The organism is Vibrio sp. RM-69-4, from assembly GCF_024743775.1.
In the GTDB taxonomy this organism is placed as follows: domain Bacteria; phylum Pseudomonadota; class Gammaproteobacteria; order Enterobacterales; family Vibrionaceae; genus Vibrio; species Vibrio anguillarum.
The window spans coordinates 137,586-152,974 of sequence record NZ_JAMQXI010000076.1; the positions used below are offsets into that span (position 1 = coordinate 137,586).

Genomic DNA, 15,389 nt, shown 5'->3' on the forward strand with positions numbered 1-15,389 from the left:
TGAGTTCAAGTGACATGAGTGTGGTGGTGTATGCCCCAGCTTCAATTGGTAATGTGAGCGTTGGGTTTGATGTTTTAGGGGCGGCTGTGTCGCCAATTGATGGCAGTTTATTGGGGGATCGTGTTGAAGTTAAAGCGGGCAGCGAACCTTTTGTACTCGAAACAGCAGGTCGCTTTGTCGACAAGCTGCCAGAAGATCCAAAGCAGAATATTGTTTACGATTGCTGGCTTGTTTTTGCCAGAGAGCTTGAAAAAAAGAGCATTGCAGTAAAGCCGTTGCAAATGACGTTAGAAAAAAATATGCCGATTGGTTCAGGCTTAGGTTCCAGTGCTTGTTCAATTGTTGCAGCTTTAGATGCGTTGAACCAGTTTCACGGTAACCCACTTAATCAGACTGAGCTTTTAGCGCTGATGGGCGAAATGGAAGGTAAAATTTCAGGCGGTATACATTATGATAACGTTGCCCCCTGCTACTTAGGCGGCGTGCAATTGATGCTTGAAGAGCTAGGTATCATCAGCCAAGAAGTGCCTTGTTTTGACGATTGGTATTGGGTGATGGCGTATCCTGGGATTAAAGTTTCCACAGCCGAAGCGCGAGCGATCTTACCTTCACAATATCGTCGACAGGACATCATTGCGCATGGACGTCATCTTGCAGGTTTCATTCATGCTTGTCACTCAGGTCAGCCTGAGCTAGCGGCTAAACTGATCAAAGACGTGATTGCTGAACCGTATCGTGAGAAACTTCTGCCCGGCTTTTCGGATGCGCGTAAATACGCTGCATCAGCCGGAGCGCTTACCACTGGCATTTCCGGCAGTGGCCCAACACTGTTCAGTATTTGCAAAGAAAAAGAGGTTGCCGAGCGAGTTGCTCGTTGGCTTGAACAAAATTATGTACAAAATGAAGAAGGATTCGTCCATATTTGTCGCTTAGACAAAAATGGCTCGACCGTTACAGGAAGTGCTCTATGAAGCTTTACAACATAAAAGAAAATGATGAACAAGTCTCTTTTGGCCAAGCCGTACGCCAAGGATTAGGACGCAATCAAGGGCTATTTTTCCCAGCAGAGTTGCCTCAGTTTGAAGATATTGACGCGTTACTAGCCGAAGATTTTATCTCTCGTAGTACAAAAATTCTCAGCGCCTTGATTGGTGATGAATTACCAGCAGAGCAAGTGAATGCGATGGTTGATGCGGCTTTTCAGTTTCCAGCACCGATTAAGCAAGTGAAAGACGGCATTTATGCTCTAGAGCTTTTCCACGGTCCAACGCTGGCATTTAAAGATTTTGGTGGTCGCTTTATGGCGCAGTCACTGGCCGCCGTTTCAAATGGTGGACAGATCACCATTTTAACCGCGACTTCTGGTGATACTGGCGCTGCGGTGGCTCATGCCTTTTATGGAATGCCCGACATCAAGGTCGTGATACTTTACCCTAAAGGTAAGATCAGCCCGTTACAGGAAAAACTCTTCTGCACTCTGGGCAACAATATTCACACTGTCGCGATAAATGGTGACTTTGATGCTTGCCAAGCGTTAGTTAAGCAGGCTTTTGATGACGCCAAGCTTCGCCAAGAGATCGGTTTAAACTCTGCAAATTCAATCAATATCAGCCGTTTAATGGCACAAATTTGCTACTACTTTGAGGCCGCATCACAATTAAGTAAAGCGCAGCGTGAAAACTTAGTCATCTCCGTACCGAGTGGCAACTTTGGCAACCTAACCGCTGGTCTGTTGGCAAAAGCATTGGGCTTACCTATCAAGCGTTTTATCGCGGCAACCAATGCCAATGATACGGTTCCTCGTTACTTAGAAACGGGTCAATGGGATCCAAAACCCACGGTCGCGACCACATCGAATGCGATGGATGTGAGTCAGCCGAACAACTGGCCGCGCATCGAAGAGCTTTGTCGCTTAAAAGGCTGGGGGCTAGATACCTTAGGTAAAGGTGCGGTATCTGATGCACAAAGTGCGGATTCAGTTCGTGAACTTTACGCGCAAGGTTATTTGTGTGAACCGCATGGTGCCATTGCGTATCGAGTTTTGGATGAGCAGTTACAAGCGGGAGAAACGGGGCTATTTTTGTGTACTGCGCACCCTGCCAAATTTAAAGAAGTCGTTGACGATGTGCTAGGCACGGACATTGAATTACCAGCCCCTCTTGCAAAACATGCAGTGATGACGTTGCTTTCTGAAGAGTTAGACAATGATTTTGACGCTCTAAAAACGGTGTTAAGACGCGTTCAGCCTTAAAGAGATCCTGATTTCATCTTATTGAAGTCAGGATGATATTCCTCTAACGATAAAAATGGCGCTCATTGAGCGCCATTTTTGGATATGAATATTCTCATCAACGCTATGATTATAGCGTCTCAGTGAAAGTACGTGCGATAACGTCACGTTGCTGTTCTTGAGTCAATGAGTTGAAACGAACAGCGTAACCAGAAACACGAATCGTCAGTTGCGGATACTTCTCAGGGTGTGCAACGGCATCTTCAAGAGTTTCACGCTTAAGAACGTTCACATTTAGGTGCTGACCGCCTTCGATGCGAGGTGCTGTTTCAATCGCAACTTCACGGCTTTCATACTCACCAAGGTCGCTGACCGCGATAACTTGATCTGCTTGGTAGCCTGCGTTAGCGGCAACGCAACGTGCTTCATTCTTTTCATTATCGAGTAACCAGATAGAATTTAGTAGGTTGTCGTTTGCTGCTTTTGTAATTTGAATGCCTTGAATCATCACTATCTCCTAGTCCACTTAAGTGGCGTTATTGGTGTTTATTTTCTAACTTTGTTGAGTTGGTTATTATATAGCTAATATCCTTAAAATTAATATTGATTTAGGTCAAAAAACAACGATAAACATTGATAATATGGGGTTTATTTTATTGATTTAAATCAATAAAGCATTTAAAAACAATGAGTTCTACTTTTTTTTTAATACATAAAATATTTTTTATTTATTGTTTTGTTGTAATTTTACTACATTTTTAGCGCGTGTTTGACCTAAGTAACAGAAAATCAGACAATTGAAGTCCAATGTTGAAAGTACAAAGTGATTTAATGACAAATAGAATTCAGGGCCGTGGAATGAAATTTATTGGTGCTCATGTATCGGCCTCTGGCGGCGTTGACCAAGCCCCATTGAGAGCGAGAGAAATTGGAGCAAATGCATTTGCTTTATTCACTAAAAACCAGCGCCAGTGGGTTGCTAAACCGCTCGAAGAGACAACCATTCGCGCTTTTAAGGCTAACTGCCACATGCTTGGTTTTAAAAGTGAACACATTTTGCCGCATGATTCATACCTTATTAATCTGGGCGCGCCAGAAGCCGATAAGCTTGCTAAGTCACGCGAAGCTTTTATTGATGAAATGCAACGTTGCCAGCAACTGGGGCTGACGCTTCTGAATTTTCATCCGGGTAGTCACCTTAAACAAGTCTCAGAAAGTGAATGTCTTGCGACGATTGCAGAATCGATAAACCTTGCACATCAAGCCGTGCCTGAGGTCGTTGCTGTGATTGAAAACACCGCAGGGCAGGGGACGAATCTAGGCTGGCGTTTCGAACATTTAGCCGAAATTATCCAGCAAGTTGAGGATAAATCGCGAGTAGGTGTGTGCCTTGACACGTGTCATACTTTTACTGCAGGTTATGATTTGCGCACAGTTGAGGCGTGCGAGGCAACCTTTTCAGAGTTTGATAGCGTGGTTGGAATGCACTACTTACGTGCAATGCACATCAACGACTCAAAGGCAAAGTTTGCCAGCCGTGTTGACCGCCATCATTCTCTAGGGGAAGGCGAAATTGGTTGGCCATGCTTTGAATTTATTGCCAAAGATGCAAGGTTTGATGGTATCCCATTGATTTTAGAAACAATCGATCCAGACATTTGGGCCCAAGAAATTCAAACATTAAGAGATCTACACGCACAATCGGTAGATTCAGTAGCATCTTAAATAAGTTGGCATCTTTCTTTCATAAAGACAAAGGCATAGCGCGTCAAAATGAAGGAGGATGTCACTATGTTTCATATGATCTCACGTTCACCATCAATAGCTCGACCACCAGTCCGATTGCCTATACCTAACCGACATGTGAACGGTCAAGGGCATACACGAACGCCACAAAAATCACATTAACTGGCAAAAGCTCTGTGACATTGACTCATGCAGTGGTGGCTTTTTATGGTTACAATGCTGTCATTAGTTAATTTGCAGAGCGTTGTTATGACTCAATCATTGACTTGGCACGATGTTATCGGCCATGAAAAACAGCAGGAGTATTTTCAACAGACGATAGCGTTTGTTGAAAAGGAAAGGCTGGCGGGGAAAGTGATTTATCCACCTGCTGCTGACGTGTTTAATGCGTTTCGTTTTACCGAATTTGGCGATGTTAAGGTTGTGATTTTAGGGCAAGATCCTTATCACGGGCCAAATCAAGCTCATGGGTTATGTTTTTCGGTGTTACCCGGCGTTAAAACCCCACCTTCACTGGTGAATATCTACAAAGAGCTGGTGCAAGATATCCCCGGTTTTGTTACTCCTCAGCACGGTTACCTAAAAAGTTGGGCCGAGCAAGGGGTGCTATTGCTCAATACCGTATTGACTGTTGAACAAGGTATGGCGCATTCGCACGCTAATACTGGTTGGGAAACCTTTACCGACCGGGTGATTGAGGCGGTAAATCAGCAGCGTGAAGGTGTTGTTTTCCTGTTGTGGGGTTCACACGCGCAGAAGAAAGGCAGCATGATTGATCGCAGTAAACATCATGTATTAGTAGCACCGCATCCTTCTCCTCTTTCTGCGCATCGAGGCTTTTTGGGCTGTAAACATTTTTCAAAGACTAATCAATTACTTATTGAGCAGGGGAAAGCGCCTGTGAATTGGCAACCCGTATTGGATAAGTGATTAATTGATGTTTTTTCGAGCAGGGTCAAAACAAGCACGCTGAAGCTTTTATACACTTATCTAAAATAAGTGTAATGGAGAAGCACAATGATGATTGAAAGGATCCGTAGAGAACACGGGTATATGGCGCGTTTGCTTGCCATTTTGCGAGATAAACAACGGCAATTGAGTAATGAACAAAGTATCAACTACTCTTTAGTGAGAGAGATTATTGACTACTTGGCGACGCATTCAGAGTCAGTACACCACCCCAAAGAAGATATTCTCTATCACTATTATATTGATCATTATGGTCAACATAATGATATTCAAAATTTAGCGAGAGAACATGTAGAACTTTCTGAGAAAACTCATGCTTTTCTAGAGATTGTCGATATGATTTTGCAAGATGCAGTTGTACCACAGCACGTGTTCATCGAGCAGCTTGATGCATTTATTTCTTCCCAGAAGCGTCATCTGGAGTTAGAAGAACAATCGGTTTTACCCTTGATCAGCCGCACCTTTAATGTGACTGATTGGCAAGCGGTGGAGGCGAGCTGGCAACAATCCGAAGATGATCCAGTATTTGGTGAGACAATTGCGGAGCAGTACCAACAATTAGCTCACCGAGTTCGGCAAACCGCGCAAGAGTGCCAGTAATCTCTGCTGATTCAGTTAAACAAAAAGGCACTGTTGAAGTGCCTTTTTACTCAGAGTTTTATTTGATCAGCCTCGAAGCAGACATCCATCTCCATCAATTCTCTTTGTAACCGTTTTTGATCCTGAATCGCTTCAATTTCTCGCCACATTCTTTTGACTGGTTTAGTGCGACTAGAGCGGAGTTTTGTGATTTCCATTTCCAACATTTCGTCAAATTGCAAGCTTTCCATAAGCAACCTCTTGTTGTTGTTATTACGCCATGTCGTGCTCTCTAGATAGCACAGTTTTCGCTAGCCTAGCTATGATTTGTTTCTCATTTGTTTCCTTTTGATGAACCTTTTATTGGATTTTGACCAGAATTTCACAGTTTCAGTGGGATTCTTTAGTACAAAAAGGGAGCGGTTAAGCGACGCAAACGATTTTATTTGCATTTTGAAATGTTAAATAAATGTTGTTTTGAAAATTTACAATTGCCTGGTTGGTTGTTTTATGACCATTCAATAAAAAATTATCATAAATTTATGCAAGATTTAGTGGTGAAACTGATTAGCCCTTTATTCTCAAGGGGTGAGATTAAGTGAGTGCAACTGGGTTTTTATGGTTGTTTTTTATCTTTCAATGTTTCCAGTTTGGGTTGTTTTGGTTGCTAATCTGTTGCTGTGTTGGTTTGTTAAATGTTAATCAAAGGTGATTTTATAGTGAAAAATAACATTTTAACTAAACTTGTTGCATATTGATTTTTGTTCTTTCAGGTTGCATTATCCGCCCGTCAAAAATACGTTGCCCCTTCAAAAGTTGAGACTCCTCACTTTTTGGACGAATAAAATGCATTGCATAATATCGATAAAAACATGCTGGTTAGAACGTTGACTCGCAGCATGTGCATTTTTTCGTGAAGCTTTTCGCTTAGGTCAGCGCTATCACTCTATGAGAGGTTCTTGTGACAGACTTAATCAATTTAATGAATGATTTACTTTGGGGATCCATCCTTGTTTATCTTTTAGTCGGTGTTGGTGTGTACTTCACCGTTCGCCTAGGATTCATTCAATTTCGCCATTTCGGCCACATGTTTAGTGTGTTGAAAAACAGCCGCAAAGCAGATAAAGCCGGTATTTCTTCTTTCCAAGCACTTTGTACTAGCCTTGCTGCGCGTGTTGGTACGGGAAACATGGCCGGTGTAGCCGTTGCTTTAACGGCAGGTGGTCCAGGCGCGATTTTCTGGATGTGGTTGATTGCTATGCTTGGTATGGCGACTTCGTTTGCTGAAAGCACGTTGGCTCAGCTATACAAAACCCGTGACAAAGATGGTAACTACCGCGGTGGCCCTGCGTACTATATGGAAAAAGGCCTTGGTATGCGTTGGATGGGTGTCCTGTTTTCCATCTTCCTGATTATTGCTTTTGGCCTAGTATTCAATGCCGTTCAAGCTAATTCAATTGCAGGGGCTATGAAAAATGCTTTTGGATTTGATCCGCTGTATGTCGGTATCTTCATCGTTGCAATTTCGGCTTTCGTCATTTTTGGTGGTATCCGTAAAATTGCGCGTACCGCTGAGTTGATTGTACCTTTCATGGCATTAGCTTACTTAGCGATTGCGATGTTTGTCATGGTCACTAATATAGAAAAGCTACCAGCCGTATTAAGCCTTATTTTCAAAAGTGCATTTGGCCTTCAAGAAGCGGCCGCAGGCGGTTTAGGTTACGCGATTGCTCAAGCCATGATTAACGGCATCAAACGCGGTCTGTTTTCCAATGAAGCGGGTATGGGTTCAGCACCTAATGCAGCGGCTTCTGCAACGCCTTATCCGCCGCATCCTGCTTCTCAAGGTTACGTGCAAATGTTGGGTGTTTTTATTGATACGATTGTGATCTGTTCAGCAACCGTCGCCATTATTTTGATGTCGGGTGAATATGTACCGCACGGTGAAATTACCGGTATCGAGCTGACTCAGCGCGCATTAAGCTCACAAGTGGGCAGTTGGGGTGGGATTTTTGTTGCTTTTGCGATTTTCTTCTTCGCCTTTACTTCAATTATTGCCAACTACTCTTATGCCGAAACGAACCTGATTTTCTTAGAGCACAACAATAAGAAAGGGTTAACGTTGTTCCGTATTGTTTTCCTTGCCATGGTGATGTTTGGCTCATTGGCGACTTTGCCTACCGTATGGGCAATGGCGGATGTCTCGATGGGGTTAATGGCGATTGTTAACTTGGTGGCGATCATTCTGCTCTCTGGCATTGTGATTAAGCTTGCGAAAGATTATAACCGTCAGCTAGCCGCAGGTAAGGTTCCCACCTTCGATGCTAATGATTACCCTGAGTTAAAATCTCAGTTGGAAGATGGCATTTGGTACAACAACAAATAGCCTGTTATCGTTACTGACGATTAAATAGATTGAAAAAGCCATGCAGACACCGCATGGCTTTTTTTGTACTCTGTGAGTCATAAAATAAGAATAGAAAGGAAGGAATATCATGCTCATTGTTGTTTCCCCAGCCAAGACGTTAGATTACGAATCCCCGTTGGTGACAAGCAAATATACTCAGCCGGAGCTTATTGACCATTCAGCTCAGTTGATCGATGTTTGCCGTCAATTGACTCCTGCCGACATCTCAGCGTTGATGAAAGTGAGCGATAAAATCGCTGGGCTCAACGTGGCTCGCTTTGCGCAGTGGAGCCCAACCTTCACGTTGGATAATGCACGTCCCGCCATTTTGGCGTTTAAAGGGGATGTTTATACAGGATTTGAAGCAGAAACGTTATCGGATGCCGGATTTGAATATGCCCAACAGCATTTAAGAATGCTCTCTGGCTTGTATGGTGTATTGAAACCACTGGATCTAATGCAACCGTACCGTTTGGAGATGGGCACGAGATTGGGTAACCCGAGGGGGACTAACCTGTACCAGTTTTGGGGGGATATCATTACCGATAAACTCAATCAAGCTCTGAAAGAGCAAGGCGATGATGTGTTGATTAATCTCGCTTCCAACGAGTATTTTAAAGCGGTTAATCCGAAAAAGCTTAAGGGTAGCATCATTACTCCGGTATTTAAGGATTGTAAGAAAGGGCAATACAAAGTCATTAGCTTCTATGCTAAGAAGGCTCGTGGCATGATGGCGCGCTACATTATCGATAAACAAATCTCTTCTGTAGAGCAATTGGCTCAGTTTGACAGTGCTGGCTACTATTTTGTAGAACAGGAGTCATCAGCAACTGAGTTGGTCTTTAAACGCGAAGAGCAGTGATGTAAGAGAGGCGGTTATGTGGCAGTGGTTGAAAAAGCAGGTTGCGCGTTATGATCGTTGGTGTGAGAACATGGGTTTAACACCAGATAAAAAACGTAGCTGTGTTCCTTATCGTCAAGATCCTGTTCAGAGTAAAGAACGTGAGCGAGAATAAGAAGCTGCGTTTATTTGATACGCATTGCCATCTCGATTTTCCTATCTTTGAGCGTGAGTTTGAACACCATTTACATTTAGCTCGCCAGCAGGGGGTTGAGAAAATAGTGATTCCCGCCGTTGGTCCAAGTAACTGGCAACGAGTGGCCGAGCTTGCTAACGGTTATCCTGAACTCTACTTTGCTCTCGGTTTCCATCCCTGTTTTTTATCAACCTCTTCCCCTGCGGATATCGACGAGCTTGAGCAAAAGTTACTTCAAAAACCAGCTCAATGCGTGGCTCTGGGGGAGTGTGGCTTAGATTTTACGACGGATATTGCTCCCGCTTTGCAAGAAACAATGTTTGAAATGCAACTAGAGCTTGCGAAACGAGCCAGACTTCCATTGATATTACACAGCCGCAAAGCGCACAACCGCCTTATACAACTGTTAAAAAAACATCAATTTAGCCAAGGTGGAGTGCTGCATGCTTTTTCTGGCAGCGTTCAACAGGCAAACCAGTTTATTGAACTGGGTTTTAAGATTGGCGTGGGTGGTGTTATTACCTATCCAAGAGCCAACAAAACCCGTCTTACTATTGCAGCACTCCCCATCGAAAGTTTAGTGCTAGAAACGGATGCTCCTGATATGCCACTCAATGGTTTTCAAGGGCAAGCGAATCACCCACAAAAACTGCCGATTATCCTGCAAACGCTTGCGTTGCTGAAGAACCAATCAGAGCAAACAGTTGCTGATGTTTTGTGGAAAAACAGCCATTCTCTGTTCTTTCCGGTGTGAATAAATTCGAAATGAAATGTAGGTTTAATGATTCTAGTATCAGTAAATATTGAACGTGCTCACATAAATGAGTGAATGGGCAGTGAATCTTATAAGAAAGTGTGAGGCTGGCATTACTTTATCTTAGTGGTGATGAGTATAATCACCCCGCTTCATGAGCTCCATTTTATAACACGCCAACAATAACCTAATAAGGAAATCATAAACTATGAGCCTGTTTATGAGCCTAGTCGGTATGGCAGTTCTGCTAGGACTTGCAGTTCTACTGTCTGATAACCGCAAAGCTATCAATCTAAGAACAGTGGGTGGCGCTTTTGCTATCCAATTTATTATCGGTGGTTTCGTTCTTTACGTACCATGGGGTCGTGATCTCCTTGCAGGTTTCTCTGCGGGTGTTCAAAACGTCATCGACTTCGGTAAAGACGGTACTGGTTTTCTATTCGGCAGCCTAGTTAACTTTTCAGTTGACGGTATTGGCTTCATCTTTGCTTTCCAAGTTCTACCTACTCTAATCTTCTTCTCGGCACTTATCTCTGTGCTTTACTACATTGGCGTTATGCAATGGGTAATTAAGATTCTAGGTGGTGGTTTACAAAAAGCACTCGGTACCTCTCGTGCGGAATCGATGTCTGCTGCAGCCAACATTTTCGTAGGTCAAACAGAAGCGCCACTCGTGGTTCGTCCGTTTGTACCTAAAATGACTCAATCTGAGCTGTTTGCAGTAATGTGTGGTGGTTTGGCTTCAGTTGCGGGTGGTGTACTTGCTGGTTACGCATCGATGGGTGTGCCGCTAGAGTACCTTGTTGCGGCCTCTTTCATGGCAGCACCGGGTGGTCTACTGTTTGCAAAAATTATCAAACCAGAAACCGATACTCCAGATGAAGAACTGGGTAGCGATATGGATGGCAATGATAAACCTGCCAACGTAATCGATGCTGCTGCAGGTGGTGCTTCTGTTGGTCTGCAACTTGCGCTAAACGTAGGTGCAATGCTACTTGCCTTCGTTGGTCTAATCGCGTTAGTTAACGGTATGCTTGGTGGTGTGGGTGGTTGGTTCGGTATGCCTGAACTGACTCTAGAACTACTGCTTGGTTGGCTTTTCTCTCCATTAGCATTCCTAATTGGTGTGCCATGGGAAGAAGCAACGCTAGCGGGCTCTTTCATCGGTCAAAAACTGGTTGTAAACGAATTTGTTGCTTATCTAAACTTCGTACCTTACGTGGGTGAGAACGCACAGATCGTTGCTGCTACTGGTGCGGTGATGTCTGAGAAAACTCAAGCTATCATCTCATTTGCACTGTGTGGCTTCGCCAACCTTTCTTCTGTTGCGATTCTACTCGGTGGTTTAGGTGGTCTTGCTCCTAACCGTCGTCACGATATCGCGAAGATGGGTGTAAAAGCCGTTTGTGCTGGTACACTGTCTAACTTAATGGCAGCAACCATTGCTGGCTTCTTCCTTTCTTTCTAATTAAATAAGAGAAAGAGATATAGACGCCGTTTAACATCGCCCCGTAGCAAGAGATTGCTACGGGGCTTTTTTGTTTTGGCGAAAGGAATACTTTGATTCACTCTTTAGTCGGGTGGTCAGTGTTTATCACCTCAAGCTCTCTTTTATAAGTTAGCTTTTAATGGATAGATCAGAGTTTATCGGTAAACGAGATTATCGTTGACGCTGATCTTTTTTGAGATACAAACCGTTTGCTCTATGAATGACGCTACAGTTTTGTAGTGAAAATCTATACTGTATCAGTGAGATTCATTTTCAATAGAAGAGTGAAGATATCAGCTAGCGCCAATCAATACATGGAGTATGATTTGACGCAAAGGCAGCCCGTTTTATCATGTCGTGTTGCTTTGATATGAATTAGATACGGGTATAAGTTACACACGGATATACGTTAGACACGGCGATGAGTGCAAATAAGTGGCATATCATGGTTGTGCCATAGGCCAAATTGGTACTGTGCGGTGACAGGGATAGCAATTGAAATGCAAGTGCATTTCGAGTCTTCAAGGAACCAAGTCCGTTCATTTGTGGCTAGCAAGCCATCTCGCTCTCAACACTGAGCGTGGTTTACTAGTGAACTATTTGAATATATTGATCGGAGATAGAAATGAGCGATTTAAAAGCAGCCGCACTACGTGCACTGAAATTGATGGATTTGACTACGCTAAACGATGATGACACGGATGCGAAAGTGATTGCCCTTTGTCATGATGCCAAAACGGCTGTAGGTAATACCGCTGCAATTTGTATTTACCCTCGCTTTATTCCTATTGCGAAGAAGACACTTCGTGAGCAAGGCACGCCAGAGATTCGTATCGCAACCGTTACCAACTTCCCACACGGTAATGATGATATTGAGATTGCCGTTGCGGAAACTAAAGCCGCTGTTGCGTACGGTGCTGATGAAGTCGACGTTGTGTTCCCTTACCGCGCATTAATCGCCGGTAATGAGCAAGTCGGTTTTGATCTTGTTAAGCAATGTAAAGCCGCGTGTGGTGACATTCTGCTTAAAGTGATCATCGAAACTGGTGAGCTAAAAGAAGAAGCATTAATCAAAAAAGCGTCTCAAATCTGTATTGAAGCGGGCGCTGATTTCATCAAAACCTCAACGGGGAAAGTCCCTGTGAATGCAACACCAGAATACGCACGTATGATGCTAGAAGTGATTTGCGATATGGGCGTTGCCAAAACTGTAGGTTTTAAACCTGCGGGCGGTGTACGCACAGCGCAAGATGCTGCATTGTATCTCGCGATGGCTGATGAGCTACTTGGCGCAGATTGGGCCGACAGCATGCACTACCGTTTTGGGGCTTCAAGCCTGCTAACCAATCTTTTGAATACATTAGAAGTAACAGACCAAAAAGCCGATCCAGCTGCGTATTAATTATGCGCTGAAGTAGGACTGATAATAATAAGTCTGACTCGCGGAGCTGAGCCATCAGCTCCGCATTACCTCTTTACCTTACTGACCAAAGCATTATGCTTGGGAGGCAACTAATGTATTCAACTCAAACTTTTTTACCTCAAGAAATCATTCGCAAAAAGCGTGACGGCGAGATCCTCACCACCGAAGAAATTAACTTTTTTATTCAAGGTGTGGCGAATAATACCGTCTCTGAAGGCCAAATTGCGGCCTTTGCTATGACAATTTTCTTCAATGAAATGACTATGCCAGAGCGCATTGCACTGACGTGCGCCATGCGTGATTCTGGGATGGTGATCAACTGGGATGCGATGAACTTCGGTGGTCCTATCGTTGATAAACACTCAACTGGCGGCGTGGGCGATGTTACTTCGCTGATGCTTGGCCCCATGGTTGCAGCCTGCGGTGGTTTTGTTCCTATGATTTCAGGGCGCGGCCTTGGTCATACGGGCGGCACGCTGGATAAATTGGAGTCGATTCCCGGTTATAACATCACGCCAAGTAATGACGTATTTGGTCAAGTAACCAAAGACGCGGGCGTTGCTATCATCGGCCAAACGGGTGATCTCGCGCCAGCGGATAAACGCGTATACGCCACACGTGACATTACCGCAACGGTCGACAATATTTCACTCATCACCGCCTCGATTCTTTCTAAAAAATTAGCCGCTGGGTTAGATTCCTTGGTGATGGATGTCAAAGTCGGTTCTGGCGCATTTATGCCGACTTACGAAGCTTCTGAAGAGTTGGCTAAATCTATCGTCGCAGTGGCTAACGGCGCCGGTACGAAAACCACGGCTATTTTGACGGATATGAACCAAGTGCTGGCCTCTTCGGCAGGTAATGCCCTTGAAGTGCGTGAAGCGGTACGCTTTTTAACTGGTGAATATCGCAACCCTCGCTTACTGGAAATTACCTTGGCCTCTTGCGTTGAGATGTTGTTGTTAGGCAATTTAGCAAAAGACAGCAATGATGCTCGTGCGAAACTGATGTCCGTTCTTAATAACGGAAAAGCGGCTGAATGCTTTGGCAAAATGGTCAAAGGGTTAGGCGGCCCCGCTGATTTTGTTGAAAATTACGATCACTATCTTGAAAAAACCGAGCTGGTTAAGCCCGTTTACGCTCTAGAAAGTGGCGTCGTATCGGCAATGGATACTCGCGCGATTGGCATGGCCGTGGTGGAGATGGGCGGTGGACGTCGCGTCGCAACTGACACTATTGATTACGCGGTTGGGTTTGACCAATTTATTCGCCTAGGTGACGTTGCCGATAGCAGCAAGCCGTTGGCGGTGATCCATGCGCGTAATGAAGCGCAATGGCAACAAGCGGCCAAAGCATTACAAAGCGCCATTCAAATTGGCGGAGAATACACACCAACACCCGATGTCTACGGCCAAATTCGCGCAGAAGACGTATAAAAATATCGGTTGGAGAGAGCAATGAAAAGAGCATTTATTTTAGTATTAGATTCATTTGGTATCGGCGAAACCGCTGATGCACCACAATTTGGTGATGTTGGCGCTGACACTTTGGGCCACATCGCAGACCAATGTGCTAAAGGCGAAGCGAATAACGCGGATCGCCAGGGCCCATTGACGCTGCCAAACTTATCGAAACTGGGGCTTGCCATGGCGCATAAAGAGTCAACGGGGCGTTTTGCTCCGGGGCTTGATGCCAACGCTGATATTATCGGTGCGTACGGCCACGCCGCTGAGCTTTCATCAGGTAAAGATACTCCTTCGGGTCACTGGGAAATTGCTGGTGTTCCTGTGCTGTTTGAATGGGGTTATTTCAGCGATAAGCAAAATAGTTTCCCGAAAGAGCTGACAGATCGCATTATTGAACGCGCAGGTTTGGATGGTTTTCTTGGTAACTGCCATGCATCAGGCACTCAGGTTTTAGATGATTTGGGTGAAGAGCACATGAAAACGGGTAAACCGATTTTCTATACCTCAGCTGACTCAGTGTTCCAAATAGCTTGTCACGAAGAGACGTTTGGTCTTGATCGTTTGTTAGAACTTTGCCAGATCGCACGTGAAGAATTGGCGGATTACAACATTGGCCGCGTGATTGCGCGCCCGTTCATTGGCCCGAAAGCGGGAGAATTTGCTCGTACTGGCAACCGTCGTGATTTATCCGTTGAGCCGCCAGCGGCGACCGTGCTGCAAAAGTTGGTTGATGAGAAGCAAGGTAACGTGGTTTCTATTGGTAAAATTGCCGATATTTACGCCTACTGCGGCATCACTCATAAAGTTAAAGCGACAGGCATCCCAGCTTTATTTGATGCAACACTAGAACAAATCAAACAAGCGAAAGATAACACCATCGTCTTCACTAACTTCGTTGATTTTGATTCCGCTTATGGTCATCGCCGTGATGTAGCGGGCTACGCTGCGGCACTGGAGTACTTTGACAAGCGTCTGCCACAAGTGCTTGAGTTAATGGAAGAGGACGATGTACTTATTCTTACAGCGGACCATGGTTGCGATCCAACTTGGCCGGGTACGGATCATACGCGCGAGCATATTCCAGTCTTGATTTATGGGCATAAAGTGGCCCCCGGTTCATTGGGCCGCCGTGAGACGTTTGCTGATATTGGTCAGTCACTGGCGCACTATTTCGGTACGTCTGCGATGGATTACGGCACCAATTTCTTACAGTAAGCGTAGCGATTCATTTTTTGAGGATGAATAGAGAGATCACTCTCTATTCTTTGGTCAATTTAGATAAAGGATAC

15 protein-coding genes are annotated in these 15,389 nt (G+C 44.6%); 13 read left to right on the top strand and 2 right to left on the bottom strand.

The genetic code is table 11. From position 1 onward, the window contains the following. Positions 1–14: 14 nt before the first annotated feature. Positions 15–971, top strand: a complete 957-nt coding sequence (gene thrB / locus NB504_RS12765; RefSeq protein WP_129532837.1) for a homoserine kinase — start codon at positions 15–17, stop codon at positions 969–971. Beyond that, positions 968–2,251: a threonine synthase gene (thrC, locus tag NB504_RS12770; RefSeq protein WP_017047475.1), complete on the top strand. Its 1,284-nt coding sequence runs from the start codon at positions 968–970 to the stop codon at positions 2,249–2,251. Before thrB ends, thrC begins: the two co-directional genes overlap by 4 nt. A gap of 109 nt (positions 2,252–2,360) precedes the next feature. On the opposite strand, the gene grcA is transcribed toward thrC, so the two are convergent. Further along, entirely contained in the window at positions 2,361–2,738 is a 378-nt protein-coding gene (gene grcA, locus NB504_RS12775; RefSeq protein ID WP_026027385.1) for an autonomous glycyl radical cofactor GrcA, read from the bottom strand. Between the two features lie 299 nt (positions 2,739–3,037). On the opposite strand from grcA, the gene nfo reads away from it, so the two are divergent. From nfo to NB504_RS12790, 3 genes are all read left to right on the top strand, one after another. Beyond that, complete coding sequence (gene nfo, locus NB504_RS12780; protein ID WP_258429025.1) at positions 3,038–3,955, top strand: deoxyribonuclease IV; 918 nt, start codon at positions 3,038–3,040, stop codon at positions 3,953–3,955. Positions 3,956–4,225: 270 nt separating this feature from the next. Further along, positions 4,226–4,906 (top strand): uracil-DNA glycosylase, encoded by a 681-nt coding sequence (ung, locus tag NB504_RS12785; protein WP_026027958.1) that lies wholly within the window; start codon positions 4,226–4,228, stop codon positions 4,904–4,906. Between the two features lie 87 nt (positions 4,907–4,993). Then, positions 4,994–5,545, top strand: coding sequence for a hemerythrin domain-containing protein (locus NB504_RS12790; RefSeq protein ID WP_017047477.1), 552 nt, complete (start codon positions 4,994–4,996; stop codon positions 5,543–5,545). Positions 5,546–5,595: 50 nt separating this feature from the next. Here the strand turns inward: NB504_RS12790 and NB504_RS12795 are convergent, their stop codons facing one another. Further along, on the bottom strand, positions 5,596–5,775 hold the full coding sequence (locus NB504_RS12795; protein WP_010318284.1) for a DUF3545 family protein: 180 nt from the start codon (positions 5,773–5,775) through the stop codon (positions 5,596–5,598). A 710-nt stretch (positions 5,776–6,485) separates the two neighbouring features. On the opposite strand from NB504_RS12795, the gene NB504_RS12800 reads away from it, so the two are divergent. The 8 genes from NB504_RS12800 to NB504_RS12835 all read left to right on the top strand — a co-directional run bounded on the left by NB504_RS12800 (position 6,486) and on the right by NB504_RS12835 (position 15,315). After that, complete coding sequence (locus tag NB504_RS12800; RefSeq protein WP_013856119.1) at positions 6,486–7,910, top strand: sodium:alanine symporter family protein; 1,425 nt, start codon at positions 6,486–6,488, stop codon at positions 7,908–7,910. 109 nt (positions 7,911–8,019) lie between these two features. Next, positions 8,020–8,793, top strand: a complete 774-nt coding sequence (gene yaaA, locus NB504_RS12805; RefSeq protein WP_064625852.1) for a peroxide stress protein YaaA — start codon at positions 8,020–8,022, stop codon at positions 8,791–8,793. 16 nt (positions 8,794–8,809) lie between these two features. Continuing rightward, complete coding sequence (locus NB504_RS12810; RefSeq protein WP_013856121.1) at positions 8,810–8,947, top strand: DUF5363 family protein; 138 nt, start codon at positions 8,810–8,812, stop codon at positions 8,945–8,947. Further along, entirely contained in the window at positions 8,934–9,722 is a 789-nt protein-coding gene (locus tag NB504_RS12815; protein ID WP_094125663.1) for a TatD family hydrolase, read from the top strand. The genes NB504_RS12810 and NB504_RS12815 overlap by 14 nt, the downstream gene beginning before the upstream one ends. Before the next feature lie 208 nt (positions 9,723–9,930). Beyond that, positions 9,931–11,190, top strand: coding sequence for a NupC/NupG family nucleoside CNT transporter (locus NB504_RS12820; protein ID WP_013856123.1), 1,260 nt, complete (start codon positions 9,931–9,933; stop codon positions 11,188–11,190). A gap of 646 nt (positions 11,191–11,836) precedes the next feature. Continuing rightward, complete coding sequence (gene deoC / locus NB504_RS12825; protein WP_258429026.1) at positions 11,837–12,613, top strand: deoxyribose-phosphate aldolase; 777 nt, start codon at positions 11,837–11,839, stop codon at positions 12,611–12,613. 95 nt (positions 12,614–12,708) lie between these two features. Beyond that, on the top strand, positions 12,709–14,070 hold the full coding sequence (gene deoA / locus NB504_RS12830) for a thymidine phosphorylase (RefSeq protein WP_258429027.1): 1,362 nt from the start codon (positions 12,709–12,711) through the stop codon (positions 14,068–14,070). Between the two features lie 21 nt (positions 14,071–14,091). Beyond that, positions 14,092–15,315: a phosphopentomutase gene (locus NB504_RS12835; RefSeq protein WP_026027379.1), complete on the top strand. Its 1,224-nt coding sequence runs from the start codon at positions 14,092–14,094 to the stop codon at positions 15,313–15,315. Positions 15,316–15,389: the final 74 nt, after the last annotated feature.